At 64.6% G+C, this 26694-nt stretch carries 25 protein-coding genes and 1 tRNA gene; 16 read left to right on the top strand and 10 right to left on the bottom strand.

Going from position 1 to position 26694, the window contains the following annotated elements; translation table 11 throughout:
- Window positions 1-21: 21 nt before the first annotated feature.
- Entirely contained in the window at window positions 22-993 is a 972-nt protein-coding gene (locus ASG11_RS10100; protein WP_055778525.1) for an NAD(P)H-dependent flavin oxidoreductase, read from the top strand.
- A gap of 149 nt (window positions 994-1142) precedes the next feature.
- On the opposite strand, the gene ASG11_RS10095 is transcribed toward ASG11_RS10100, so the two are convergent.
- A complete protein-coding gene (locus ASG11_RS10095; RefSeq protein WP_055778521.1) occupies window positions 1143-1601 on the bottom strand; it encodes a DUF1465 family protein in 459 nt (152 codons plus the stop codon).
- Window positions 1602-1718: 117 nt separating this feature from the next.
- Entirely contained in the window at window positions 1719-1916 is a 198-nt protein-coding gene (locus ASG11_RS10090; protein ID WP_055778518.1) for a YdcH family protein, read from the bottom strand.
- Window positions 1917-2090: 174 nt separating this feature from the next.
- On the opposite strand from ASG11_RS10090, the gene ASG11_RS18410 reads away from it, so the two are divergent.
- A complete protein-coding gene (locus tag ASG11_RS18410) occupies window positions 2091-2246 on the top strand; it encodes a YdcH family protein (protein WP_082472700.1) in 156 nt (51 codons plus the stop codon).
- A gap of 140 nt (window positions 2247-2386) precedes the next feature.
- Here ASG11_RS18410 and dksA read toward each other — a convergent pair whose 3' ends face one another.
- The 4 genes from dksA to ASG11_RS10070 form a co-directional block, all read right to left on the bottom strand.
- Window positions 2387-2845, bottom strand: coding sequence for an RNA polymerase-binding protein DksA (dksA, locus tag ASG11_RS10085; protein WP_055778515.1), 459 nt, complete (start codon window positions 2843-2845; stop codon window positions 2387-2389).
- Between the two features lie 642 nt (window positions 2846-3487).
- The gene (locus tag ASG11_RS10080; protein ID WP_156363724.1) at window positions 3488-4123 is read right to left on the bottom strand and encodes a hypothetical protein; all 636 of its coding nucleotides are present in this window, start codon (window positions 4121-4123) and stop codon (window positions 3488-3490) included.
- A 60-nt stretch (window positions 4124-4183) separates the two neighbouring features.
- Window positions 4184-4375, bottom strand: a complete 192-nt coding sequence (locus ASG11_RS10075; RefSeq protein WP_055778509.1) for a hypothetical protein — start codon at window positions 4373-4375, stop codon at window positions 4184-4186.
- A 107-nt stretch (window positions 4376-4482) separates the two neighbouring features.
- Window positions 4483-4923 (bottom strand): host attachment family protein, encoded by a 441-nt coding sequence (locus ASG11_RS10070; protein WP_055778507.1) that lies wholly within the window; start codon window positions 4921-4923, stop codon window positions 4483-4485.
- 94 nt (window positions 4924-5017) lie between these two features.
- On the opposite strand from ASG11_RS10070, the gene serS reads away from it, so the two are divergent.
- The 5 genes from serS (at window position 5018) to ASG11_RS10045 (ending at window position 10049) form a co-directional block, all read left to right on the top strand.
- Window positions 5018-6295: a serine--tRNA ligase gene (gene serS, locus ASG11_RS10065; RefSeq protein WP_055780672.1), complete on the top strand. Its 1278-nt coding sequence runs from the start codon at window positions 5018-5020 to the stop codon at window positions 6293-6295.
- 134 nt (window positions 6296-6429) lie between these two features.
- Entirely contained in the window at window positions 6430-7194 is a 765-nt protein-coding gene (gene surE / locus ASG11_RS10060) for a 5'/3'-nucleotidase SurE (RefSeq protein WP_055778504.1), read from the top strand.
- Between the two features lie 13 nt (window positions 7195-7207).
- Window positions 7208-8320: a M23 family metallopeptidase gene (locus ASG11_RS10055; RefSeq protein ID WP_055778501.1), complete on the top strand. Its 1113-nt coding sequence runs from the start codon at window positions 7208-7210 to the stop codon at window positions 8318-8320.
- 39 nt (window positions 8321-8359) lie between these two features.
- On the top strand, window positions 8360-9586 hold the full coding sequence (tyrS, locus tag ASG11_RS10050) for a tyrosine--tRNA ligase (RefSeq protein WP_055778498.1): 1227 nt from the start codon (window positions 8360-8362) through the stop codon (window positions 9584-9586).
- A gap of 145 nt (window positions 9587-9731) precedes the next feature.
- Entirely contained in the window at window positions 9732-10049 is a 318-nt protein-coding gene (locus ASG11_RS10045) for a PilZ domain-containing protein (protein ID WP_055778497.1), read from the top strand.
- Between the two features lie 33 nt (window positions 10050-10082).
- On the opposite strand, the gene recG is transcribed toward ASG11_RS10045, so the two are convergent.
- Window positions 10083-12143, bottom strand: a complete 2061-nt coding sequence (gene recG / locus ASG11_RS10040) for an ATP-dependent DNA helicase RecG (protein WP_055778494.1) — start codon at window positions 12141-12143, stop codon at window positions 10083-10085.
- A 73-nt stretch (window positions 12144-12216) separates the two neighbouring features.
- Between recG and ASG11_RS10035 the strand changes: the two genes are divergently transcribed.
- The 3 genes from ASG11_RS10035 to ASG11_RS10025 all read left to right on the top strand — a co-directional run bounded on the left by ASG11_RS10035 (window position 12217) and on the right by ASG11_RS10025 (window position 18240).
- Window positions 12217-12483, top strand: a complete 267-nt coding sequence (locus tag ASG11_RS10035) for an FAD assembly factor SdhE (RefSeq protein ID WP_055778491.1) — start codon at window positions 12217-12219, stop codon at window positions 12481-12483.
- A gap of 111 nt (window positions 12484-12594) precedes the next feature.
- Window positions 12595-16047: a transcription-repair coupling factor gene (gene mfd, locus ASG11_RS10030; protein ID WP_055778488.1), complete on the top strand. Its 3453-nt coding sequence runs from the start codon at window positions 12595-12597 to the stop codon at window positions 16045-16047.
- A gap of 132 nt (window positions 16048-16179) precedes the next feature.
- A complete protein-coding gene (locus ASG11_RS10025; protein WP_055780669.1) occupies window positions 16180-18240 on the top strand; it encodes a M13 family metallopeptidase in 2061 nt (686 codons plus the stop codon).
- Window positions 18241-18352: 112 nt separating this feature from the next.
- On the opposite strand, the gene ASG11_RS10020 is transcribed toward ASG11_RS10025, so the two are convergent.
- Both ASG11_RS10020 and ASG11_RS10015 read right to left on the bottom strand, forming a co-directional pair.
- On the bottom strand, window positions 18353-18775 hold the full coding sequence (locus ASG11_RS10020) for a YybH family protein (RefSeq protein ID WP_055778486.1): 423 nt from the start codon (window positions 18773-18775) through the stop codon (window positions 18353-18355).
- The gene (locus tag ASG11_RS10015; protein ID WP_055778483.1) at window positions 18772-20754 is read right to left on the bottom strand and encodes a putative bifunctional diguanylate cyclase/phosphodiesterase; all 1983 of its coding nucleotides are present in this window, start codon (window positions 20752-20754) and stop codon (window positions 18772-18774) included. The genes ASG11_RS10020 and ASG11_RS10015 overlap by 4 nt, the downstream gene beginning before the upstream one ends.
- A 156-nt stretch (window positions 20755-20910) precedes the next feature.
- Between ASG11_RS10015 and moaA the strand changes: the two genes are divergently transcribed.
- The 5 genes from moaA to ASG11_RS09990 all read left to right on the top strand — a co-directional run bounded on the left by moaA (window position 20911) and on the right by ASG11_RS09990 (window position 24531).
- Window positions 20911-21906: a GTP 3',8-cyclase MoaA gene (gene moaA / locus ASG11_RS10010; RefSeq protein ID WP_055778480.1), complete on the top strand. Its 996-nt coding sequence runs from the start codon at window positions 20911-20913 to the stop codon at window positions 21904-21906.
- Entirely contained in the window at window positions 21903-22679 is a 777-nt protein-coding gene (locus ASG11_RS10005) for an NAD kinase (protein WP_055778477.1), read from the top strand. The genes moaA and ASG11_RS10005 overlap by 4 nt, the downstream gene beginning before the upstream one ends.
- A gap of 78 nt (window positions 22680-22757) precedes the next feature.
- Window positions 22758-22832: transfer RNA gene (locus ASG11_RS10000), tRNA-Asn, on the top strand.
- Between the two features lie 238 nt (window positions 22833-23070).
- A complete protein-coding gene (locus tag ASG11_RS09995) occupies window positions 23071-23712 on the top strand; it encodes an SOS response-associated peptidase family protein (RefSeq protein WP_055778474.1) in 642 nt (213 codons plus the stop codon).
- Window positions 23713-23895: 183 nt separating this feature from the next.
- A complete protein-coding gene (locus ASG11_RS09990) occupies window positions 23896-24531 on the top strand; it encodes a PEPxxWA-CTERM sorting domain-containing protein (protein WP_055778471.1) in 636 nt (211 codons plus the stop codon).
- Window positions 24532-24591: 60 nt separating this feature from the next.
- On the opposite strand, the gene ASG11_RS09985 is transcribed toward ASG11_RS09990, so the two are convergent.
- The gene (locus ASG11_RS09985; protein ID WP_055778468.1) at window positions 24592-24915 is read right to left on the bottom strand and encodes a hypothetical protein; all 324 of its coding nucleotides are present in this window, start codon (window positions 24913-24915) and stop codon (window positions 24592-24594) included.
- Window positions 24916-25183: 268 nt separating this feature from the next.
- Between ASG11_RS09985 and ASG11_RS09980 the strand changes: the two genes are divergently transcribed.
- The gene (locus ASG11_RS09980) at window positions 25184-26686 is read left to right on the top strand and encodes a recombinase family protein (protein WP_156363723.1); all 1503 of its coding nucleotides are present in this window, start codon (window positions 25184-25186) and stop codon (window positions 26684-26686) included.
- Window positions 26687-26694: the final 8 nt, after the last annotated feature.

Here is a 26694-nt window from a genome sequence, read left to right as displayed (position 1 = left end):
GTTGCGCTATGAAACGCACCCATGAGTCTGCCCCCCATCCTGCAACGCCTGCGCCTGCCCATCATCGGGTCGCCGCTGTTCATCATCTCCGGTCCGGATCTTGTCATCGCCCAGTGCAAGGCGGGCATCGTCGGCTCCTTCCCCGCGCTGAACGCCCGTCCTCAGGCGCTGCTCGACGAATGGCTGCACCGCATCACCGAGGAACTCTCGGTCTGGAACCGCGATAATCCGGATCGCCCGGCGGCGCCCTTCGCGGTCAACCAGATCGTGCACAAGTCGAACGGGCGGCTCGAAGCCGATCTCGCGACCTGCGCCAAGTGGCAGGTGCCGATCGTCATCACGTCCCTGGGCGCACGTGAGGATCTCAACACCGCCGTCCACGCCTGGGGCGGCATCACGCTGCACGACATCATCGACGATCGTTTCGCGCGCAAGGCGATCGAAAAAGGCGCGGATGGCCTGATCGCGGTCGCCGCCGGCGCGGGCGGCCATGCCGGCCGGCTGTCGCCCTTCGCGCTGATCCAGGAAATCCGGCAGTGGTTCGATGGTCCGCTGGCACTGTCCGGATCAATCGCCACCGGCGACGCGGTGCTCGCGGCGCAGGCGATGGGCGCGGATCTCGGCTATATCGGTTCGCCCTTCATCGCGACCGAGGAAGCCAACGCCGATCCGGCGTACAAGGACGGCATCGTCGCGGGCAAGGCTTCAGACATCGTCTATTCCAACCTGTTCACCGGCGTGCACGGCAATTATCTGCGCCAGTCGATCGAGGCCGCCGGCATGGATCCGGACAATCTGCCCGAGGGCGATCTGAAGACGATGAATTTCGGTTCCGGCGGCAATGATGGTGGCGGATCGAAGCCCAAGGCCTGGAAAGACATCTGGGGATCGGGCCAGGGCATCGGCGCGGTCACGGCGGTCGAGTCCGTTGCTGTGCGCGTCGATCGGCTGGAGCGCGAATATAAAGCGGCGCGGGCACGGCTGGGGGTTTGAATGGGTGATGGGGTCTCGCGCGCTCCAAACACACCGCCTGTCCTGAGCCTGTCGAAGGACCGTACTTTTCTACGGCCGAAAAGAAGTGCAGTGCTTCGACAAGCTCAGCACGGTCGGGCTTTTCAAGGCACCTGCGCCTCGTTCTTGAATCAGAACGCCATCGCCAGCCGGGCATACAAAGACTGCACCGGGCTCGCCGCCACGATCTCCGCCTGCGAGTCATCCAGCCTCGCCACGCGACGATAGAGTTCGGCGCTCGCCGCGATCAGCGCACGCGCCTGGGGCGGCATGCTCGCCACCGCGCCGGGTTCGCTGACCGGTGCAGGGCCCAGCCGCCGCGACGGATCGAGCGCATCCGCCGCGCGCAACTCGCCTGCCTCCACCGCGCGCTGCGTCAACAGCCAGGCGATCACATGCATCAGCCGCGTCGTGACCTTCAGCGATTCGCAGCTGAACGACACCCGTGCCATCGGATCGAGCGCCTCGCGCTCCACCCGTCCGGCCTCGTCGAAATAGCTTCGTGCCTCGTCGGCAAGCACCATCGCATCGACGTACAGCGTGTCGATCAGGCGGCAGTGCATGCGCGGGTCGGTCAATATGCCCTTCATCGGTAACGGAGTGACAGAAAGCCCGCGTGAGCGACATGGGTGCCAGGCGATATTTGTAAAATTCGACTGTCCCAAAGCGGAGCATCACGACTCACCGCTTGATCTTCCCGCACACCGCTAGGCGATGATGTCCGGCACCAACTGATCCTCCAGCATGCCGATCTCGTCGCGCAGCCGCAGCTTGCGCTTCTTCAGCCGCGCCAATTGCAACTGATCGGTCGAGCGGGATTCGATCAGGGCGAGAATCGCCGAATCAAGATCGCGATGTTCGGTCCGCAGAACGTCCAGTCGCTTGGCAATCTGCGTTTCGTCCATGCATCCCCCGTTGCCGGGCACCCTAGCAAATTGCGCTGCGTTGCGTGAACGACAAAACGGTCTGGCGCATAAATCTGCTCCGCCTGTCGAAATGCGACGAATCGGATGAAGACAATTGACCGTTGGCGTGTTTCTATCAGTCCCCAGCCCAAGCACTGAAGGAGGATTGCTTCCATGCAGACCGCACATTTCTCAGCACTTGAAGCCAAGCATGCCGGCCTCGACAAGAAGATCGCAGCCGAGTCGCAGCGCCCCCTCCCAGACGCGGCCACGCTCGCGGCGCTGAAAAAACAGAAACTCCGCATCAAGGAAGAAATGACCGCACAATAGCGGCCCGACGTTCCGCCTCGCGTCCGGGCCTATCCGGACCGCGAGGCCTGGACGACACAGCCTTGACTGGCCAGTGCCGAAATTATTTGCATTCAGTTTTAGCACTCGTGCGCCGCGCCATCCTCGCGACAGGAGGCTGCTCAATCCTCGCGCGAGACCTTCTCGTTACGTTCGTGCTTTTCCTGCGCCTCGACCGTCATGGTCGCGATCGGCCGGGCTTCCAGTCGCGCCAAGCTGATCGGCTCGCCCGTCACTTCGCAATAGCCATATTCGCCGTCGTCGATCCTGCGCATCGCCGCGTCGATCTTGGAAATCAGTTTGCGTTGGCGATCACGCGTGCGCAGTTCGATCGACCAGTCGGTTTCGCTCGATGCGCGATCGGTGAGATCCGCCTCGCGTAACGAATCAACCTGAAGCTGCGACAGCGTGCCTGCGGCCTCCTTCAGGATCGCATCTTTCCAGGCCTGCAGCTTGCCGCGGAAATAATCCTGCTGCTTTGGGTTCATGAAGTCTTCGTCGGCGCTTGGCCGATAGCCCGCGTCATTGGCCGGAGCCAAAGGTTTTCCGGAGTCGTCCAATCGATTCAAGACCGTTGCCATCCCAACTCTCCCCGTGGTCGCCCGACGCTTTCTGCGCCCGTATCGCCCATGTTGCCCACACCCCTAATGGCGCGCCTATACAAGCGCCGATGCCGCTCGACAAGCAATCCGCTGCCACCAGTTCGCGACAAGGTCACGAACACAGCGCCCTAAGCAGCCTATCGTGGCAGTTTCGTGAATCATGGACACTGCCGCTCGATCCCAAGACGCGCCGAACTAACGCCAAAGATTAACGCAATACTAGTAATGAACGGTGATTTCGTACCGCAATGATACGTTAACCGTAGTGCGCCGCAGACCTGCGTAAGAAAACAATCTCCCGCCACACAAAGCTTGGTTAACGACCTTGAACTTAATTCTTTGTTCGGCACTTTGGAGTGATAGCGGCTCATCAGCTGCTGTTGGACGGGGTCTGACTGGAAGGCCGGTAACAGGGCCAGAAGGCCGGTAACAAGAGAGTGACATCATGTCGGTGCGGATGGCTTTGGCTAAATTGTGCGCTTGCACCTGCGGCGGCGCCCTGATCGGCGGCGGTGCGGTGCACGTCGCGGATGGCGCGAAGGCGCGTCAGGTATATGCCCAGAAGCAGACCAAGCGCGTGGTGCGTCGCGTCACCACCACGAAAGTGGCAAGCGCCGGCGTTCATGCCGGCAGCCGGGTGCGCCGAATCGTTACGCAGACCCGAACGGCCTGCCCCCCGGCCGTCGTGACGCTGACCAGCCAGGGCGCGCCGATTCCCCTGCCCCCACCCTCCTTCGCCGGATCGAGCGGCGGCGGTGGTGGCGGCCTGACCGTGATCGGCGGCAGTGGCGGCTTCGGCGGCGGCGGCGGGTTCTTCGGCGGCGGCTCGTTCGGTGGCGGCGGCGGTGGATCGAGCGGCAGTGGCGGGATCGTCATCTCCTCCACCAGCAGTTCGAGCGGCGGATCGACCAGCAGCAGCGGCGGATCGACCTCCTCGGCCAGCGGTGGCTCCAGTGGCGATATCTCGTCGGGCGGCAGCGGCGGTTCCTCCACCAGCAGCAGCACGGGTGGCGCGGAAATCTCCAGCACATCGTCTTCGGCGAGCGGCGGATCGAGCGGCAACGTGTCGTCCGCGTCGGGCGGCAGCAGCGGCAATGTGTCCTCCGCCTCCAGCGGCGACGTTTCGTCCTCCTCGAGCGGCAATGTGTCCTCCTCGACCTCATCGTCGTCCAGCGGGAATGTGTCATCTTCGTCCGCGTCGAGCGGCAACGTGTCCTCCTCTTCGGCAAGTTCGTCCAACGGCAGTTCGACCAGCACGTCGTCCGCCAGCTCCTCGAACGGCAGCGGTGGGACCAGTAGCTCGACCAGTTCGAGCAGTTACGGATCGAGCAGCCACGGCTGGGGCAGCAGCGGTGGCTGGAGTTCGAACGGCGGCTGGAGCAGCAATGGCGGCCACGGCGGATCCAACGGCGGCAGCACCGGATCTAACGGCGGCACCCCGGCTCCGGTGCCCGCCCCGCCGATGGTCCTGCTGTTCGGCGCGGCGGCGGCTGCATTGGTGGCACGCAAGCGTTTTGCGAAGCGGGATGCGGCCGCAGCCTGAACCGTCAACCGCTTCCATCAAATAAAAAGGGCTCCCGCGGCGAGGCGAGAGCGCTTTTTCACGTCAGGGGAGATCAGGCGGCGAGCAAAGCCTTCTCGATCTGGTCGATCGGATGCCCGGTGAGATCCTTGTCGATCTCGCCGGTCAGCCGGCTGCTCACTTCCTTGTGATAATGCTTGCGCAGTTCGCCCAGCGTCTTGGGCGGCGCGACGATGATCAGCGATTCGAAATCGTTCTTCAATGCGCGGCGCTTGAGCAGGTCGGCGGTCTCCGCGGCGAAGCGATCCTCTTCCAATTGGTGGAAATCGACCTCCTGAATCGAATTTTGCCCGCCGCCCACGCTGGATGACGAGCGTCCGGCATGATCGCTCTTCTGGTCGCCGTCGCTGGGATTGTCCTGCTCGACCGCGCGCTCCACGATCAGGTTCGGATGCACGGCGTCACCCTCGTTACGCAGGAACAGCATCTTGCGGCCATCGGCGACGACGACGACGGAATTGTGCGGGACCTGCATACGGAATATCCTTTTTTGGTTGTTCGTAGGACGGGTAACGCCCCGCAACGGCTGCGGGTTGCGCGCGGGCGGACGCGGCGGCATAGCCCGGGCCATGCATGACATCCGCCTGATCCGCGAAAACCCGCAAGCTTTCGACGCCGCTCTGGCCAAGCGCGGCGTATCGCCCGTCGCATCGGAATTGGTGGGCTTGGACGAGCGACGCCGGGCGCTGATCACCGAAGCCCAGACCGGGCAGGCGCGCCGCAACGAGGCGAGCAAGGCGATCGGCGCCGCCAAGGCGCAAAAGGACGAAGCGGCGGCAGCGGCACTCATGGCGGAAGTCGGCGCGCTCAAGGACCGACTGCCGACGATCGAGGCCGAGGAGAGGGCACTCGGCGAGCGGCTCAGTGGCCAGCTCGCCGCCATTCCAAACATCCCCCTCGCCGACGTGCCCGAGGGCGCGGACGAGGACGACAACCAGCTCGTCCACACTCACGGCACCCCGACGATCCTGTCCTTCCCCGCGAAGGAGCATCACGATATCGGCCCGGCGCTCGGCCTCGATTTCGAAACCGGCGCGGCGATGTCCGGCGCGCGATTCACGCTGGTGCGTGGCAGCGCCGCCAAGCTGCACCGCGCGCTCGGCCAGTTCATGCTCGATACGCTGACCGAGCAGCACGGCTACGAACTCTGCGCACCGCCGTTGCTGGTCCGCGACGAGGCGGTGTTCGGCACCGGCCAATTGCCAAAGTTCGCCGACGACCTGTTCCGCACCACCGACGGCCGCTGGCTCATCCCCACCGCCGAGGTCAGCCTGACCAACATCGTCGCCGAAAAGATCCTGCCCGAGGGAGAGTTGCCGCTCCGCTTCACCGCGCTCACCCCCTGCTTCCGCTCCGAGGCCGGATCGGCGGGCCGCGATACGCGCGGCTTCATCCGCCAGCACCAGTTCGAGAAAGTCGAGATGGTCTCTATCGTCACCCCCGACGCGTCCGAGGCCGAGCATGAGCGCATGACCGCGTGCGCCGAAGGCCTGCTCGACGCACTCGGCCTGCCCTTCCGCCGGATGAAGCTGTGCACCGGCGACATGGGCTTCACCGCCGCGCGCACCTACGATCTCGAAGTCTGGCTGCCCGGCCAGAATCAGTATCGCGAGATTTCCAGCTGCTCGACCTGTACCGATTTCCAGGCCCGCCGCATGAACGCCCGCTATCGCCCCGAAGGCGAGAAAGCGACCCGCTTCGTCCATACGCTGAACGGCTCCGGCTTGGCCGTCGGGCGAACGTTGGTCGCGGTGGTCGAGAATTATCAGCAGCAGGATGGGTCGGTCGCGATCCCCGATGTGTTGCAGCCGTATCTCAAGGGGCTGAACCGGCTGGAGCCGGCGTGATCGGCACCGCCCCCCATCCCGTCCGTGCTGAGCCTGCCGAAGCACTGCCCTTCTTCTCGACATTCGAAAAGAAAGCAGTCCTCCGACAAGCTCAGGACGGGCGGCTTCTAGATTGATCGCGGATCCCGAAATTCATGCGCATCCTGATCACCAATGACGACGGCTATCATGCCCCCGGCCTCAAGGTACTGGAGGAGATCGCCGCGCACTTCTCCGACGATATCTGGGTCGTCGCGCCGGCCGAGGAGCAATCCGGCGCGGGCCATTCGCTCACCCTCAGCCGCCCGATCCGCATCCGCCGCCACGCCGACAAGCGCTATGCCGTCGCCGGCACGCCGACCGATGCGGTGATGATGGCACTGGCCCGCATCATGCGGGATTCGCCGCCCGACCTGATCCTGTCGGGCGTCAATCGCGGTGCCAATCTCGCCGAGGACGTGACCTATTCGGGCACCGTCTCCGCCGCGATGGAGGGCGCGCTGGCCGGCGTTCGCTCGATCGCGCTGAGCCAGGCCTATGCCCGCGAAGGCATGGGCGACACCGTCCCGTTCGAGGCCGCCACTGCCTGGGGCCGGCGCATGCTGGCACCGCTGATCGACGCACCGCTCGCCCCGCGTACGCTCGTCAACATCAACTTCCCCGCCGTGCCGGCGTCGCAGGTGAAGGGCATCCGCGTCGCGCATCAGGGCCTGCGCGATTACGGGCGCCTGCAGGTCGACACCCGCCGCGATCCGCGCGGCTACGAATATCACTGGTTCTCGTTGGGGCCGGTGATCCAGACCCCGGCACACGCCACCGATCTCGAGGCGGTCGCCGACGGCTATGTCGCGGTCACCCCGTTGCATCTCGACCTGACACATTACGAATCGGTCGATATGCTGAACGCGGCGTATCGATAGCGGGAGCGAAACCATGGGCGGACGGATCGCGGCACTGATCGCCACCGCCACACTCGGTGTCGCGCTCGGGGGCTGCATCCCCAGCAGTGAGCGCCCGGCCTCATACGATCGCCATGCGCCGCCGGGCCCTGGGCCCCGCGCCGAGAGCGATCCTCAGGTCGATCGTTATGAACCGCGCCGCGCCGATCCCTTCGATGCCGGCAAAAGCGTACGGCAATTGCCCAGCCCTCCGCCAGCCTGGCAATCCCGCCCCGTCACCCCCGATGCGCAGACGATCCCAAGCGGCAGCTATACCGTCCGCCCCGGCGACACGCTGCGCGCCATCGCGGACCGCAGCGGCGCGGGATCGGAGGCGATCGCCCGCGCCAACGCGCTGCCGCCCCCTTATGCGATCCGCGCCGGCCAGCGGCTGACGATCCCGGGCGGCCGCTATCACCTTGTCCGCCAGGGTCAGACCGGCATCGCCATCTCCCGCGCCTACGGCATCGATTGGTCGCGCATCGTCACCGCCAACGAACTTGCCCCGCCGTTCGTGCTGCGCGTCGGGTCGCGCATCGTCATTCCGGGCAATGCGCCTGGCCGCAGCAGCATCGAGGAGCGCGCCGCCGCCTTTAGGCTCGACGTCGACGATCTCGTCACTGGCAGCAGCCCGGCCATCGCCGCGACCGAGCGCCCCGCCGCACCGACCAAATCGCCCGCCCGCGTGCTCGCACCGACCACGCCGTTCAAGGAGCCGGAGCGGCTGCGCGGTGCCTTCATCTGGCCGGTACAGGGGCGCGTCGTCGGCAAGTTCGGCCCCGGTGCCAGCGGCGAAAAGAACAACGGTATCAAGATCGCCACCGCGATCGGCACGCCGATTAAGGCCGCCGCCGATGGCGTGGTCGCCTATGCCGGCGACGAGATCGCGGCGCTCGGCGGGCTGGTGATCGTCAAGCACGGCGACGGCTGGACCACCGTCTACGGCCATGCCAGCCGCCTGCTCGTCCAGCGCGGCCAGGCGGTGAAGCGCGGCCAGACGATCGCGCTGTCGGGGGATTCGGGCTTCGCGGATCGCCCCGAAGTGCATTTCGAGATGCGCAAGGGACGGACGCCGGTAAACCCGGTCGCGCAATTGCCGACACTATAGTTTCGATCGCGGCAAAAACCCGCTAAGCGCCACCGCATCATGACCGAGCACACCTCCCCCCTCCTGCGCACCCTCGCCGAGCGCGGCTATATCCACCAGACCACCGACGCGGCGGCGCTCGACAAGCTTGCCAACACTCAGGTCGTGCCCGGCTATATCGGCTTCGATCCCACCGCCCCCTCGCTCCACGTCGGCAGCCTGGTGCAGATCATGCTTCTGCGCCGCCTGCAGCAGACAGGGCACAAGCCAATCGTCCTGATGGGCGGCGGCACCGGCAAGATCGGCGATCCTAGCTTCAAGGACGAAGCGCGCAAACTCCTCGCGCACGATGGCATTCAGGCCAATGTCACCTCGATCAAGCGTATCTTCGAACGGTTCCTCACCTTCGGCGACGGCCCGACCGACGCGGTGCTGCTCGACAATGCCGAATGGCTCGACGCGCTCGAATATATCCCGTTCCTGCGCGATGTCGGGCAGCATTTCAGCGTCAATCGTATGCTCAGCTTCGACAGCGTGAAGCTGCGGCTCGATCGCGAGCAATCGCTCAGCTTCCTAGAATTCAACTACATGATCCTCCAGGCCTATGATTTCCTGGAATTGTCGCGCCGTGCGGGATGCCGCCTGCAGATGGGCGGCAGCGATCAATGGGGCAACATCGTCAACGGCATCGAATTGTCGCGGCGCATGGACGGCACCGAAGTCTACGGCATCACCACGCCGCTGATTACCACCGCGGACGGCGGCAAGATGGGCAAGACGATGTCGGGCGCGGTATGGCTGCACGAAGACCAGTTGCCGCATTTCGATTACTGGCAATTCTGGCGCAACACCGATGATCGCGACGTCGGCCGCTTCCTGCGCCTGTTCACCGATCTGCCGCTCGACGAGATCGCGCAGTTGGAGGCGCTCGAGGGCGCGGGCATCAACGAGGCCAAGAAAATCCTCGCCAATGCCGCCACCGCGATGTGCCGCGGCCAAGACGCGGCGGACGAGGCCGCCGAGACCGCGCGGCGCACGTTCGAGGAAGGCTCGGTCGGCGGTTCGCTGCCCAGCTTCGTGGTCTCGGGCAGCATCGGCGTGGTCGATGCGCTGGTCGGCCTCGGTTTCGCCAAGTCCAAGGGCGAGGCGCGCCGGCTGATCCAGGGCGGTGGCGCGCGCGTAGCGGGCGAGAAGGTCACCGACGAGGCGATGACAATCGCGGTCGGCACGGATCCCGTGGCGATCGCGGCGGGCAAGAAGAATCACGGCCTGCTCGTCACCGGCTGATCCGCTATCGCACCCAGAACGGGTCGATCTGCCTCATTTTACGCAATTTTCTGCGTGGTCGAAATCGTTAAGCAGGTTCATTTCGATCTGCTTTACGCCCCGGACCATAGCGTTGGTCCCACGATCATTTGGGGGATCAAAGACCATGGCCATGGGCAATGCCGCCTACGCCGACAGCCGCGTCGCACCACGCGACGAAGTCCATTATCGCGCCCGCGCCTTCGGTCCGGATGCGCGCGCTCTGTCGCTGCTCGTGGTCAACATCTCCGCGCAGGGACTGATGGCGCGCTACGATCACGATCTGCCGGTCGGCGCCCGCCTGCGCGTCACCCTGCCGGTGGTGGGCGTGGTCGTCGCGGAAGTGCGCTGGTCGCATCTCGGCCGGATCGGCTGCGAACTGGACAGCGCGATCGGCGTGGCGGAATATTACGAATTGCTCTCTGTGCTGGTGAAGGGTCGCTAGTCCTTAATCCTCCCCGGAACGGAGAGGGTCGAATCAGCCAGAGCGCAGCAACGCCACCCCGGCATCGCGCTCGAACAGATACAAGGCCGTCCGCGCCGCCTGCCCCCGTTCGCCGCTCAGGCCACCGTCGCGATCGATCAGCAGGCGCGCATCGTCGGTGGCGATCGGCAGCAGGTCGCTCAGCATCTCGGGCGTCGCGATGCGAAACGCCGCCTCGCCCGATTGCTTCGTCCCGAGCAATTCGCCCGCGCCGCGCAGTCGCAGATCCTCCTCGGCGATGCGGAACCCGTCGTTCGTCTCGCGCATCAGGGCCAGCCGCGCGCGAGACGTCTCCCCCAGCGCGTTGCCGCGAATCAGCAGGCAGTTCGACTTCCCCCCGCCCCGCCCGACGCGCCCACGCAACTGGTGCAACTGCGCGAGGCCGAAGCGGTCCGCCGCCTCGATCACGATCAACGTCGCATTCGGCACGTCAACGCCGACCTCGATCACCGTCGTCGCCACCAGCACGCCGGTGCGGGCCCCGGAAAAGTCGGCCATTACCGCATCCTTTTCCGGCCCCTTCATCCGTCCATGGACCAGTCCCACGCGATCGCCGAACCGCGCCCGGAGTGTCTCCGCCCGCGCCTCGGCCGCCGCGAGATCGCTCTTGGCGCTTTCCTCCACCAGCGGGCACACCCAATAGGCTTGCCCACCATCCGACAGATGCCGTGCCAGCGCATCGACCACATCGGCCAGACGGTCCTCGGAAATCACCCGGGTCTCGATCGGCTGACGACCCGGCGGCATCTCGTCCAGCTGGCTGACGTCCATCTCGCCGTAATTGGCCAGCGTGAGCGTGCGCGGGATCGGCGTCGCGGTCATCGCCAGCAGGTGCGGCACCGCCTTCGCCTTCGCCTGCAGCATCATCCGCTGCGCCACGCCGAAACGGTGCTGCTCGTCCACCACGACCAGCCCGAGGTCTTTGTACGACACCGCCTCCTGGAAGATCGCATGCGTGCCGATCAGGATATCGATCGTCCCCGCCGCCAGGCCCATCAACGTCGCCTCTCGCACCTTGCCCTTGTCGCGACCGGTGAGGATCGCGACCTCGACGCCCAGCCCCGCCAGTTGCCGCCGCAACGTCTCGTAATGCTGCCGCGCGAGGATTTCGGTCGGTGCCAGCAACGCGCCCTGTGCGCCTGCCTCGACCGCGATCAGCAACGCCATCGCCGCGACCAAGGTCTTGCCCGACCCGACATCGCCCTGCAGCAAGCGGAGCATCGGCTGCTGCTGCGCGAGATCGCCCTCGATCTCGCGCACCGTCCGCGCCTGCGCGCCGGTCAATTCGTACGGCAGTTTCAGCGCATCGCGCAGCCGCCCGTCGCCCTGCAGCGCCCGCCCCCGCCGCGCCCGCGACGATTGCCGCACCAGGCTCAGCGCCAGCTGGTTGGCGAACACCTCGTCATAGGCCAGCCGCTCCTTGGCCTTGCCATCGGAGGGATCGGCATGAACCCGCGCCAGCGCCTCGCGCCACGCCGGCCAGTCGCGTTTCGCCAGCAGGCCCGGCTCGATCCACTCCGGCAGTTCCGGCGCACGCTCGATCGCCTGCGCGGTCAGCTGCCCCATGCGCCGCGACGTGATCCCCTCCGACAGCGGGTAGATCGCCTCGCGCTCCCCGGCATCCGGCGCTTCTTCCAGCGGCAGGCAGTAATCGGGATGCACGATCTGCAATTCCTGCCCGTACATCTCCAGCCGCCCCGAGACGCGCCGCGCCTCCCCCAAGGGCGCCAACTTCTTCGCCCAGCCGGGATGCCCGCCGAAATAGACGAGGCTGACATGATTGCCCGCCGCATCCGTCGCCTGCACCCGCGTCGGCCCGCGCCCGTTGCCGGAACGATAGCTTTGCGCGGTCAGCGTGATTGCGATCGTGCGCCCGGCATCGGCCATGTCGAGCGTCAGCCGCGGCACCCGATCGATCCACCCGGTCGGCAGATGGAACGCGACATCGACGATCCGTTCCAGCCCGAGCCGCTCCAGCGGCTTGGCGAGACCGGGACCGATGCCCTTAAGTGCCGTGACTTCGGCGAACAATGGATTGAGGATATCGGGTCGCATGACTATCTGACATCTCTACAGTCCCCCGACGTGCGCCGCCAGCGCCCGCCGGGCAATTGCCGTTGGGAAGAGAATGGACCGCGAGATACGCCTGAAACGCCTGCACTTCCGCGCTCATCATCGCGGCGTGAAGGAAGCGGACCTGCTGATCGGTGGCTTCTTCGATGCGCACGGCCGTTCGTGGGACGAAGCCGAGATGCAGGTGTTCGAGGATCTGCTGGAGGAACAGGATGTGGATATCATGGCCTGGGCGATCGGGATCGAGGCTTGCCCCGCGCGGTACGAGGGATCGATCATGGCGGCGCTGAAGCTGCTGAATTACGTGAAGGTGCCCGAGTAGCGCGGGCCGTCACCCCGGACGTGTTCCGCGGTCCACTCATCCTCTCGCACCGCGTTCGTTGTTGCACGGTGGACCCCGGAACAAGTCCGGGGTGACGAATACGGAAACCTGATGCCCGACCTCAAAAAAATCCTCGCCGCCAAATCCCCCCTCACCCTGTCCGGCGTGCCGACGGGGTTCGAGCCATGGCTGCTCGCCGATCTCGCCCGCGCCGCGCCGACCCGCGCGGTGTTCATCGCGCCGGACGAGGCCGCGATGCGGGCGATCGCGGCGACCGCGCAGGTCTTCGCGCCCGAACTCGAGGTGCTCACCTTCCCGGCCTGGGATTGCCTGCCCTACGATCGTGCCAGCCCGACCTTGGGCGTCATGGCCGAACGCATGGCGACGCTCCACCGCCTGCAGCAGCCGACCAAGGGCCCGCAGCTCCTCGTCACCACCGCCAACGCCGCCGCGCAGCGTACGCTGACGCCGTTCCGCATCCGCCAGCTCGTCACCACGCTCGCCCCGAAGACGCGGATCGATCGCGACCGGCTGGCGTCGATGCTGCAAGCGAACGGCTATGTCCGCGTCGAGACGGTCACCGATTCCGGCGAGTTCGCCGTGCGCGGCGGGCTGGTCGATCTGTTCCCGAGTGGGCGCGACCAGGCGTTGCGGCTCGATTTTTTCGGCGACGAGATCGAATCCGTCCGCACCTTCGATCCACAGGACCAGCGCACGACCGGCCGGGTCGAGGGCTTCACCTTGCTCCCGGCGTCCGAAACGCTGCTCGATGAGGACAGCATCAAGCGCTTCCGCAGCCGCTACCGCGAACGCTTCGGCGCGACCGCGACGGGCGATCCGCTGTATCAGGCGATCAGCGAAGGCCGGCGTCTCGCCGGCATGGAACATTGGCTGCCGCTGTTCGAAGAGAAGATGGCGACGCTGTTCGATCATCTGGGCGACGGCGCGGTCGTGTTGCGCGAGGACGGGGTGATTGCGGCGGCCGAGCAGCGCTTCGAGGCGATCACCGATTATCACGGCAACCGGGTCGCCGCGCAACGCAGCGATCCGGGCAGCTACCGCCCGCTCCCCGCCGACGCTCTGTACCTCACCGCCAAGGAATTCGCCGAGCGCGCCAATGCCTGCCCGGCGCACCAGACCGCCCAGTTCCACGAACCGGAATCGGCGACCGTCCTCGACTTCAACGTCGACGGCCCGCGCGATTTCGGTGCCGAGCGCTCATCCGGCGTCAACGTCTACGAGGCGGTGGTCGAGCATATCGCGGCGCTGCGGAAAGGCGGCCGGAAGGTCATCCTCGCCAGCTATTCGGTCGGCGCGCGCGAGCGGCTTTCGTCGCTTCTGGCCGATCACGGCCTCAAGAGCGCGAACAAGGTCGATACGTGGCAGGAAGCCCAAGGCATCGCCGCCAGCAGTGTCGCCCTCCTCGTACTGCAGCTCGATCATGGCTTCACCGCGCCCGACGTCGCGCTGCTCACCGAGCAGGACATGCTCGGCGACCGGCTCGTCCGCCGCAAGAAGCGCAAGAAATCCGCCGACGCCTTTCTTGCCGAACTGGCGATGCTCACGCCGGGCGACCTCGTCGTCCATGTCGATCACGGCATCGGTCGGTACGAAGGGCTGACCTCGATCCCCGTCGGCCAGAGCCCGCACGATTGCGTCGCGCTAAGCTATGCCGGCGGCGACAAATTGTTCGTCCCGGTCGAGAATCTCGAAGTCCTGTCGCGCTATGGCTCCGACAGCGAGGGCGCGTCGCTCGACAAGCTCGGCGGCGAGGCGTGGCAGCGTCGCAAGTCGAAGATGAAGGAGCGCATCCGCGAAATCGCGGGCGAGCTCATCGCCACCGCCGCCGAACGCGCGCTTCGCCCCGCCGACGTGATCGAGATCGACCACGGCTACACCCAGTTCGTCGATCGCTTTCCCTATCAGGAAACCGACGATCAGGATCGCGCGATCAACGACGTTCTCGGAGACCTGTCGAAGGGTACGCCGATGGACCGGCTCGTCGTCGGGGACGTCGGCTTCGGCAAGACCGAGGTCGCGCTGCGCGCCGCGTTCGCCGCGGCGATGGCCGGCATGCAGGTCGCCGTCGTCTGCCCGACCACGCTGCTCGCGCGCCAACATTTCAACAATTTTGCCGCGCGTTTCGAAGGCTTCCCGATCAATGTCGGCCGCCTTTCGCGTTTGGTGGGCACAACGGAAACCAAGGCGACCAAGGAAGGCCTGGCCGCAGGCACGATCGACGTCGTCATCGGCACGCACGCGATCCTCGCCAAGGGCATCGAGTTCAAGCGCCTCGGCCTCGTGGTGGTCGATGAGGAACAGCGCTTCGGCGTGACTCATAAGGAACGGCTGAAGGCGCTCAAGACCGACGTCCATGTTCTCACGCTCACCGCAACGCCGATTCCGCGCACGCTGCAAATGGCGATGTCGGGTCTGCGCGAACTTTCGGTCATCCAGACCCCGCCGGTCGATCGCCTTGCGGTCCGCACCTACATCATGCCGTGGGATCCTGTCGTCCTGCGCGAGGCGTTGCTGCGCGAACATTATCGTGGCGGGCAGAGCTTCTTCGTCACCCCGCGCGTCGCCGACATTCCCGAGATCGAGCAGTTCATGCGCGATCACGTGCCGGAGGTCCGCGCCGTCGTCGCGCACGGCCAGATGTCCGCCACCGAGGTCGAGGAGCGCATGTCCGCCTTCTACGACAAGAAGTTCGAGGTGCTGGTCTCCACCACCATCGTCGAATCCGGCCTCGACATTCCCAGCGCCAACACGATGATCATTCACCGCGCCGACCGCTTCGGGCTGGCGCAACTCTATCAGCTGCGTGGCCGCGTCGGCCGCGCCAAGACGCGCGCCTACGCCTATATGACCACCCCGCCCAACCGCATCGTCACCGAGACGGCGGAAAAGCGGCTGAAGGTGCTCTCCGATCTCGACAGCCTCGGCGCGGGGTTCCAGCTCGCCAGCCACGATCTCGACATTCGCGGTGCCGGCAACCTGCTCGGCGACGAGCAGTCCGGTCATATCAAGGAAGTCGGCTACGAACTCTACCAGTCGATGCTGGAGGAGGCGATCATGGACGCCAAGGCCGGCGGCCAGAAGCTGCGTCCGAAGGATTTCAGCCCGCAGATCACCGTCGACGCGCCGATCCTCATCCCGGAAGACTATGTTCCCGATCTCGATCTGCGCATGGGTCTGTACCGTCGCCTCAACGACGTGGACGACCAGGACGGCCTGGAGGCGTTCGCCGCCGAGATGATCGACCGCTTCGGCCCGCTGCCCGACGCGACCGAGAACCTCGTCCGCGTCATCGAGATCAAGCTGAACGCGAAGAAAGCGTGCGTCGCGAAGATCGACATCGGTCCTAAAGGCGCGCTCGTCACCTTCCACGACGATACGCCACCCAACATTCCGGGGCTGCTCGCCTGGGTCGATAAGCTGAACGGCGTGGCGAAGCTGCGTCCCGACAGCAAGTTGGTCGTCAACCGCATCTGGGGCGACCCCAAATCGCGGCTCAACGGCGCGCTGCAACTGTCGAAGGGGCTGGCCAAGGCCGCGGCCTGATTGCGGACGACCGCGTGTTCATGCAACATCGGCGCAGCGCCCGATTCCGGGCTGCGTACATCTTCCCCCGGAGAGTCGCCTGTGATCAAGACGTTAGCATTCGCCGCATCCATCATCGCGCTCGGCGCGGCGATGCCCGCTCTGGCGCAGGACCAGCACGCCTGCCTCGATGACGGCTGCACGATCCAGTCGATCGTGCCGCAAGATTCGGGTGCTCGTGCGGGCGCCGATGCCGCCGCCAGCTACGGCCCCTGGGGTTTCGACCTCGCCGGCATGGACAAGAGCGTCAAGCCCGGCGACGACTGGTTCGAATATGTCAACGGCACCTGGGCGAAGAACACCAAGATCCCTGCCGATCGCTCGTCCTACGGTGCCTTCGCGGTGCTGCGCGATGTGTCGGAAGCGCGGCTGCGCAAGCTGATCGAGGGCTATCGGCCCGGCGACACGAGCCAGCCCGACCGTACGAAGATCGCCATGCTCTATCGCGGTTTCATGGACGAAGCCGCGATCGAGAAAGCCGATGCCACGCCGCTCACTCAGCGCCTCGCCGCGGTCAAGGCCGCCGCCTCGAGGGACGACATCGCCAGACTGATGGGCCAGTCGATGGGCGGCTTCGGTGCCAGCTTCTTCGGCTCCGGCGTCAGCGATGACGCCAAGAACCCGGACGTCTATGCATTGTATCTGCGCCAGTCGGGCCTCGGCCTGGGCGACCGCGATCTTTATCTCGACGCTAAGTTCAAGCCGCAGGTCGAGCGCTACCAACAATATGTCGCGCAATTGCTCGGCATGTCCGGTTGGGCCGACCCCCAGGCGGCCGCCGCGAAGATCATCGCGATGGAAACGAAGATCGCGCAGGCCCATTGGACCCGCGCGCAGAGCCGTGACCGGGACAAGACCTACAACCTCATGACGCTCGCCGAATTGCAGGCCCAGGCTCCCGGCTTCCCCTGGGCGACGTTCTGGACCGCGACCGGCCTCAGCAATGCGGAAAAGGTGATCGTGGCGCAGAACACCGCCATTCCCAAGATCGCCGAGATCTTCGCCACCACCGATCTCGATACGCTGAAGGCGTGGGAAGCATTCCGCACTGCCGACGACATCGCGCCGATGCTGTCGAAGCGCTTCGTCGATGCGAATTTCGACTTCCGCTCGAAATTTCTTAACGGCCAGCCGCAGCAGCGCGAACGCTGGAAGCGCGGGGTCGCCTTTTCGGAGCGCGCGCTGGGCGAGGCGATCGGGCGCGATTACGTAGCCCTGTACTTCCCGCCAGCCTCCAAGGCGAAGATGGACGCCCTTGTCGGCAATCTGCGCGTCGCGTTGGGCGGGCGGATCAAGAACCTGCCGTGGATGGGGGCCGCGACCAAGCAGGAAGCGCTGGCCAAGCTCGCCAACTTCAACGTCAAGATCGGCTACCCCGACACGTGGCGCGATTACACCGCGCTGGAGATCCGGCCCGGTGATGTGGTCGGCAATGCCGAGCGCTCCGGCCGGTTCGAATATGAATATCGCCGGGTCCGCCTGGGCAAGCCGGTCGACAAGGCCGAATGGGGCATGACCCCGCAGACGGTGAACGCGTATTACAACTCGGTGAAGAACGAGATCGTCTTTCCCGCGGCGATCCTGCAACCGCCCTTCTTCGATCCGAAGGCGGACGACGCGGTCAATTACGGCGGCATCGGCGGCGTGATCGGGCACGAGATCAGCCACGGCTTCGACGATCAGGGCCGCAAGTCCGACGGCAAGGGCGTGCTGCGCGACTGGTGGACGGCGGAGGATGCCGCCAAATTCGAGGTTCAGGCCGTGAAGCTGGGCGCGCAATATGAAGCGTACAGCTTCGATGGCCTGCCCGGCGTCCACATCAACGGCCGCGCCTCGATGGGCGAGAATATCGGCGACCTTGGCGGCGTGCTGATCTCGCTCGACGCGTATCACAATTCGCTCGGTGGCAAGAAGGCGCCGGTGATCGACGGCTATACCGGCGACCAGCGCTTCTTCCTCGGCTGGGGCCAGGTCTGGCGCACTTTGTTCCGCAACGAGGCGCTGCGCCAGCAGCTGGTCAGCGATCCGCACTCCCCCGGCCAGATCCGGGCGATCAACCCGCTGCGCAACGCCGATGCCTGGTACAAGGCGTTCGACGTGAAGCCGGGCGACAAGCAGTATCTGGCCCCGGCGGATCGCGTGCGAATTTGGTGAAGCCCACTCCCCCGTTCGTGCTGAGCCTGTCGAAGCACCGTTCTTCTTGCTTCGCGGGGAGAAGACGGCCCTTCGACAAGCTCAGGGCGAACGGTGGGTGAGTGACCGAAACTTAAGAACTATGGTCGGCCGAGATTCGCCACCCGCCGCGCTCCTTCACGAACAGCAACGTCGTCGGCCCCGTCTGGTCCGCTGCACCCGCGATTTTCAGCCGATAGCGCGCCACCAGCAGCGCATGCCGCGCATCGATCAGCGTGAAGCGCAACGTCTCGAACGATAGAACACCCCGCTTCGCCGCGCCTTCCGGCGTGAAGCGCGGGGCATAGCGCTTCGCGATCGCCGGCTTGCCCGTGATCACCCCATCCTTGGCCACGAAACTGGTATCCGGCGCGTCCGAATACACGCGCATGAATCGGTCGAGGTCGCCCGAATTCCAACCCGCCGCGCTGTCCTGCATCGCCGCCAGAACCTGCACCTGCGCGGTGGTGGCCGGCGTCGCCGCAGCCGCCGCCATCGAGATAGCGATTCCCATCATGCCCGCGTCTCCATCATCGCCGCCAGCGCGACGCTGGACACCGCCTCCGAACACAGGAAGCCCTGATAATATTGGCACCCTTCCTTCGCCAGCAGTTCCAGCTGCTCCTCGGTCTCCACCCCTTCCGCGATCACCGACAGGCCGAGCGAACGCGCCATGTCGATCACGCCGCGCACCACCACGCGGTCGCGCGCCGTCCCGGTGATGTCCTGCGCCAGCTTCTTGTCGATCTTGAGATAGTCGAGCGGCAATGATTTGAGATAGGCGAGGCTCGAATAGCCCGTCCCGAAATCGTCGATCGCGATGCGGCATCCCGCCTGGCGGAATACCGTCAGCAGCGCGGAGGCGACGCTCAGATCCTCGATCAGCCCGCTCTCGGTGATCTCGAGCGTCAGCCGCCCGCGCGGGAAGCCGCTCTGGTCGATCCGGTCGAGGAACAGGTCGGCAAAGCCGGGCCGGGCGATATCCCCCGCCGTCAGGTTGAGCGACAAGCGCAGCCTGGAGAGCACCGCCGGCCATGCCGCCGCCCGGTCCAGTACGATCCGCTGGATATGGTCGGACAACGCGATTTCCAGATCGGCCCGCGCCGCGGCGGCGAACAGCAGGTCGGCGCCGATCGTGCCCAGCACCGCATGTTCCCAGCGCGCCAGCGCCTCGACCCCGACGATCACGCCATCGGCCATCGACACCTGCGGCTGGAACACGATATCGATCTCGCCATGATCGATCGCCGGCCCGAGTTCGCCGGCCAGCCGATCGACCGGTGCATCCTCCTCGCCTGCATCGGCCACGCGCAGCGTCGCGCTGTCGGAGGCCTTGGCATCGGCCAGGGCTTCGCTCGCGCGGCGCAGCAAAGTCGCAGCATTTTCCGCGTCGCCGCGTTCCGCCATGCCGATCCGGCATCCGAGGACGGCGATCGAATCCCCCACCACGAACGGCTTGGCCAGCGCGCCGGCGATCCGCTCCACCGCAAGGTCGATCCGCGCCCGCGCTGCATCGGTGGCGATCAGGAATTCGGACCCGCCCATCCGCGCGATCAGCGCGCCTTTCTCCAGCGTCTCGCGCACCGCCTCCTCGATCCGCCGGTGCGCGCCGCGCAGCAGGGCATCGCCCGCCGCGCGACCATAGGCGGTGTTGACCACCTCGAACCGGTTCAGCGCCACCAGCACCACCGCCAGCGGCCCGCCCGCCGCCAGACGCCGCTCGACCCAGCGCCGTGCGCCCCCGGCATCGCGCGCGCCGGCCAGCGCCTCGCGCATCGCCGCGCTCGAATCCGGCGCGCTGCCCAACGGCTCGACCAGCGCGTCGATGCGCTGCGCCTTCCGATCGTGCTGCAGATGCTGCACGACGCGCCCGATCCCGCCGATGTCGTGCGCGAAGGCGGTCGCCGCGCGTTCGTCCGCCAGCCGCCGGAGCGCGAGAAACGCGGCCCGCCGCTCGGACCGGTCGAGCGTGCGGAGCATCACGCGCGGCGGCGCATCCTCCGCCACCTCCAGCAATCGCGCGAAGCCCGGGGTCAACTGCATCGTGCCGCCGCGCAGATCGAAGCGCCAGCCGAGCGGATCGGCCGGCGCGCTAGCCCGCCATTCGCCCGCCATGCGTTCGGCATGGCGCGCGGCGAAACGCAGCGCCTGGACGAATTCCGTCTCGCTGAACGGGCTGGCCAGGAAGTGCGTCGCGCCGGCATCGTGGAAGCGCGCGATCGCCTCGATGTCGCCGCGCGACACCAGCGCCAGCATCGCGCCGCCATTGGATCCGATCGCGCCGTTCAGCGCCTCGGCCGCCGCCAGCCCTTCGTGCAACGCGCCGCGCGCATCGATCACCGCGACCGCCGATCCGCTGTGCAGAAAACGCCGCTCCGCGCCTTCCGCGCGGCGTGCGGCAACCACCTGCCAACCGGCATTCGCGGCGAGCGCGGCGAGTTCGTCGCGCTGGCGGAACGACAGGATATAGAGTGGGGTCGGATGTGTGTCGGTCAACCCTGTCCCTTCCGCCCCAAAAAAGCCTCGGCCCCTTCTTTCACTCTCCGACGTTTACAAAGGAAGAACAAGCCGTCCCGCGGCCCTCTGCGTCTTCCGCCCCCCGTTCGTCATCCAACTCTTGTCCCACCCCCACCAAAGGCTTAGCTCTCGCTCATGACCTGCGCGCCCAACCTGATCGACACTTATGGTCGCACCATCAGCTACCTGCGCATTTCGGTGACCGATCGCTGCGATCTGCGCTGCCGGTATTGCATGGCGGAACACATGACGTTCCTGCCTCGCGCGCAGGTGCTCAGCCTCGACGAGATGGCGATCATCGCCGAACGCTTCATCGCTCGCGGGATCACGAAGATCCGTCTCACAGGTGGGGAGCCGCTCGTACGTCGCGATGTCGATCAGCTCGTTCAGCGCCTGGGCCGGCACATCGGCGCCGGCCTGAACGAACTGACGATGACGACCAACGGCAACCATCTCGTCGAACATGCGCAGGGTCTGGTGGATGCCGGCATGCGTCGCATCAATGTGAGCCTCGACACCCGCGATCCCGACCTGTTCCGTCACATCACCCGCCACGGCGACGTCGCGCGCGTGATCCAGGGCATCTTCGCCGCTCGCGACGCCGGCCTGCGCGTCAAGATCAACATGGTCGCCCTGAAGGGCCAGAATGATCGCGAGATCGCGCCGATGCTGGCTTGGTGCCGCGACGAGGGACTGGACCTGACGCTGATCGAAACGATGCCGCTCGGCGCGATCGACGAGGATCGTACCGATCGCTTCCTGCCGCTCACCGCCGTGATGGACGACCTAAAAAGCGAATTTCCGCTGGTCCGCGACACGCACAACAGCGGCGGGCCGGCACGCTATTGGCGGATCAACGGTACGGATACTCGGCTCGGCCTAATCTCGCCGCTGACCGCCAATTTCTGCAGCACCTGCAATCGCGTGCGGCTGACGACCGAGGGCCTGCTCTACACCTGCCTCGGTCATGACGATCAGGTCGATCTTAAGACCGTCCTGCGCGAACACGGCGTGGCCGGACTCGATGCGGCGCTCGACGACGCGATGCACACCAAGCCCGAGCGCCACGATTTCGACATCGAAGCCGCCGCCCCCGCCGTCGCCCGCCATATGAGCGTGACCGGCGGATGAGCGAACAACGCCGTGCGCTCGTCGCCTCGCCCACCCCGCCGGCCCAGGCGGCCGCGCAGGAGCTGGCCGACGCGCACGATTGGGTGCCGGTCGAGCAGGCCGATCTGATCGTCGCGTTGGGTGGCGACGGTTTCATGCTTCAGACGCTCCATGCAATGCTGGAACGCCGCAAGCCGCCGGTACCGGTCTATGGCATGAATCTCGGCACCGTGGGGTTCCTGATGAACGAATGGCGCCGCCACGGCCTCGACGACCGGCTGGCCCGCACGAAGCCGTTCAAGGTCGTCCCGCTGGCGATGACGGCCGAGACGATGGACGGCGAAATCGTCACCCTGCCGGCGATCAACGAAGTCTCCCTGCTGCGCGAAACCCGCCAGACGGCCAAGCTGGAGGTGACGCTGAACGATCGCATCGTTTTGCCCGAACTCGCCTGCGACGGCATCCTGGTCGCGACCCCCGCCGGATCGACCGCCTATAATTTCTCCGCACAGGGCCCGATCCTGCCGCTCGGCTCGGCGATGCTCGCGCTCACCCCGATCAGTCCCTTCCGCCCCCGACGCTGGCGCGGCGCCATCCTGCCCGACAAGGCGCGGATAACGCTGCGTGTGCTCGAACCGGCCAAGCGCCCGGTCAGTGCCGTCGCCGATCAGCGCGAAGTGCGCGATGTCGCACGCGTCGACATATCGATCGATCGTGCCCGTGAACTGACCCTTCTGTTCGATCCCGAACATGCCCTCGACGACCGCATAACGATGGAGCAGTTCGCCGCTTGAAACGCCTCGTGAAAAGATCGCGTCGAAACAGCCTTGCATCCTCGTTTCAGCCGTTTATAGAGCCGCCCTCGGCTTCATTCCCTGATAGCTCAGCGGTAGAGCTCTCGACTGTTAATCGAGCGGCCGTAGGTTCGAATCCTACTCAGGGAGCCAGTCTCTTAATCCTAAGGGGTTGATTTGACTACATTATTGTCGAGTTATCTCTTCGCCGTTACCACAAGCGAACCACGTCATGTCGCGGTCGTTGACGAACGCAGCCGGAATTGGACGTGCCTTAAACCCAGTGGCTGCCTTACCCATGAGATCGCAAACGGTCTGAACCCAATCGCGCATCTTTTTCCGGAGACCTTCGCCAAGTACGAAGCTGGGATGCCAGAGAGGCAAGCGACAAATGTGCAACAGAGCGCGGATGCTGGGTGAGCCAGAGACGATCATCGAACGCTTCGGTGCGAACTGGCTTGCCGAGAAGCCCCGTGACAATCGCTTCGATCCGGTCGAGCTGCGCCCAAAAGGCCGGGCCTATGTCATCCGTCAACAGGACGGCGCGCGCGGTCTGGACGTAATGGCGTGGGACGTTCTGGGCGGTGCCGCGCCGTGGCCGATGACAAACGTGCGCAACCTGGCGCTGCCGCAGTGGAAGGCGCTGGCTGCGAAGCCTGAACAGCGCTGCCTTATCCCGCTCACCGAGTTCTGCGAATGGACGCCCGACAAGCACGACCTGGGCGACGGTAAGCCTAAGCTGAAGGGCGAGATGTGGTTTCAGGTCACGGACCAGCCGATCTTCGCTGTCGCCGGCTTCTGGCAGCAGACGAAGGAAGGGGCCGGGTTCGCGATGGTTACGTGCGATCCAAACGCGCTGGTTGCACCGATTCACCCGAAGGCGATGATCACAATCCTCAAGCCCGAGGATCACGGTCGGTGGCTAACCGGCAGCCTGGAAGACGTGATGGCGTTGCAGCAGCCATATGCCAAAAGCGCTATGACAGTGCGCGGGCCGGTGTTTCCGACACGCCAACAGCAGAGCGCTGCTTAAGCCAGCTGCGACATATGTTCGGGATCGTGTCTCATGTGCTTAATATAGCGTAAGAAGTTCTTACATTAACCTCGCTCCTCGCGCGCATTTACCATTGTACACAGCGAAAACTCAGCGCTGGCATAGATATTGCTGAGATGTCCCGTAAGCTAGCACTTGGTGTGCGAGCGGGGAGATCACGTGATGAACAAGCTTTTACTGCTAGCCGTCGCAAGCGTCGGCGCAATGGTTGCAAGCCACGCTTCGGCACAGGTCACGCAATACACATCTGAGGCCGCGTTCAACGCCGCCGCCGGAACCACCGCTTTGCAGACGTTCGATAGCTTCGCGGTCGGGACGGCCGTCAGCCCAGGGCCTTTCAATTTCGGTCAGTTTACCGGAACGACCACCGGCAGCGCTTCGATCGCGCTTGGCGGCACGTTTGATGTCAACGGCACTAGGTTCCTGAATATCGATCTCAACCCGGGCAATACGTTCACGTTCAATTTTGCCGCGCCGATCACCAGCTTCGGTGCAAACTTCGCTTCGTTGAACAACGGATCTCCGCTGCGCACCAGCGTGACAATCGGTGGTCAGACATTTGGTCCGGTCGCGGAACCGTCCTTTCTGGGTTTTACCTCGACCACAGCTTTCAACAGCGTGATTTTCACGGTGAACGGAGGTGCGGGGACGGACGATAATTTCGGCTTGGACAACCTGCGTTACACCGCAGCGGCAGTTCCTGAGCCAGCGACCTGGGGTCTGATGATCCTCGGCTTCGGCATGATCGGCGCGGCCGCGCGCAGCCGCAAGGTCAAGACGACCGTCACCTACGCATAATCGATCCTCTCCGGGGGGAGCGAAGCCGCTGGCCGAAAGGCTGGCGGCTTTTTGCTGTTGCTAGTTCGGCTTGCCGATCGGTTCGAGCTTCCAGTTGAAGCCGTCGCCCGTCTTTTCTTTCGCGTCAAACGCTTTCATCGCCAACAGGATCGCTTTGCCCAAATCCTCGCTGAGCAACCGCATATCGCGCGGTGTTGTCACGTTCCCGCTCTGCACCGCCAGCATGCCGATCACGCCGCACAGTCCCTCCAGCGCCAGCGGGAAGTCGATCGTGCCGCCGGGGGCATCATCATCAACCGCTCCGGCGCGAACGACCGCCCATAACGTGCGCTCGATAATCTTCTCGATATAGGCGGCTTCTTCAGGTGTCCGCGTTGATGGCATACTCAGTCCTCAGGATGTGAAGGTTTCAGCATAGGCGGTAGAGCTTGGGTTTATCCACAGGTCTCCGTTTGCACTGGCGACAATAAACATGGCCGGTCAGTCCCAGGTGATTACGAAGGCGAACGGGCGGCAGTGCGTCCTATCTTGCAACCCCGTCCCCTAGATTCCGGCTCACGCCACCGAAAGATCGCGTTAGTCACATGATCCTAGCGTCCTGAAGATCAAAGCATGATACGTAGAAACGCTCATGGCAGGGCGAGAATATGCAATGAGGCAGGATCAACCCGCAAGTGGTGCTCTGGCATATTCATATTTGCGCTTCAGCAGTCCTGACCAGCAATACGGCGATAGCATTAGGCGGCAGACCGCCCTGGCAGCGGCTTATGCCCTTGAGTTCGGCCTAAATCTGGATGACCAACTGACCTACCAGGACTTCGGAATTTCCAGCTTTAGAGGCCAGAATGCCGCCTCTGGCCGGCTCGGAGATTTTCTTGCTGCGATCTCATCTGGCTTGGTACCTGCTGGCAGTGTTCTTCTGGTGGAAAACCTTGATCGGCTAAGCCGGGAGAGCGCTCTCAACGCACAAAACCTACTGACCCAGATCGTGCTGGCTGGGGTTTCCATCGTGACGCTCTCTGATCGCCGAACCTATTCAATCGAGGAATTGAAGCGTGACCCAATGGGGCTGATCTTTGCGCTGATCAACTTCATTCGGGCCAACGAAGAGAGCGAGATCAAGTCGTCACGGGCAAAGGCTAATTGGGTGGCAAAACGGGCAACCGTGTTGACACAGCCCCTAACGGCACGTTGCCCGAGTTGGCTGAAGCTCGATAAAGACCGTAGACGCTTCAGGCAGATCCCCGAGCGCGTCGCAATCGTACAACTAATCTTTCAGCTAGCTGATGAAGGTAGCACGTTGAGCCAGGTTGCCATTACTCTTAATCAGAGAGGTATGCGAACCTGGCGGACAAAGAGTCTGTGGAACCGCAATTCTGTCGGTAACATCATCTGCTTTAGCGCGGTGATTGGGACGTATGTTCCCCATTATCATCATTATGAAGATGGATGCACCCGTCGTCGGCCGCTTAAGCCGGTTCCAGACTACTACCCTGCTATTGTATCAGCAGAGCAGTTCGACCGCGTTCAAGCCATTAGACTTGCTGCTTACACCAGTGGGCGAAGTGCCGTTGGATACCTGCTTCAGCACTTAGCCGTCTGCGAGATTTGCGGCCGTTTTATGAAGATCGTATTGAGGGCCGAGCATGGTTCGAGCATGGTATGTTCAGCGGCGCTCGCCGGCACCGAAACTCATTATAGCGAAATACTCTACTTGCCGATCGATCGAGCGCTCCGCCTGGGCTTACCTCGTATCCTGCGGGATTACGGTCGTCTGGATGAAGAGTGGGGGTCGAACCACAGGTTGCGCGCCGCGCAGAATGTGTTGGACCGGGCGCGTCGTGCCCGTTCGGGCGATCTCCACGTTAAACCAAACAGCCATCTCCAAGCGCTAAAAGCAGCGGAAAACGAAATGAGGGAGGCGGTTGCCAGCTATGAAAGCCGACCGTTAGGACCGCTTCGTAGAAAGATAGAGATCGCTTTGGAATGTCTAGCGGAGACCGACTTTGGCCCGGTGGAAGCGCGGCTTATCAACACCGCATTAAAGGCCGTTTTCACGAAGGCTCTTATCGACATCACAGGCGGCTTTATTGAGCTTCACCAGCAGGATGGCGCGATACAACGTGTTGCATACCAGTCGATCACGAGAAAATAGCCATCGCA

It is taken from the genome of Sphingomonas sp. Leaf357 (genome assembly GCF_001423845.1).
Classification (GTDB): Bacteria; Pseudomonadota; Alphaproteobacteria; order Sphingomonadales; family Sphingomonadaceae; genus Sphingomonas.
This window is presented reverse-complemented; position numbering and strand designations above follow the sequence as displayed.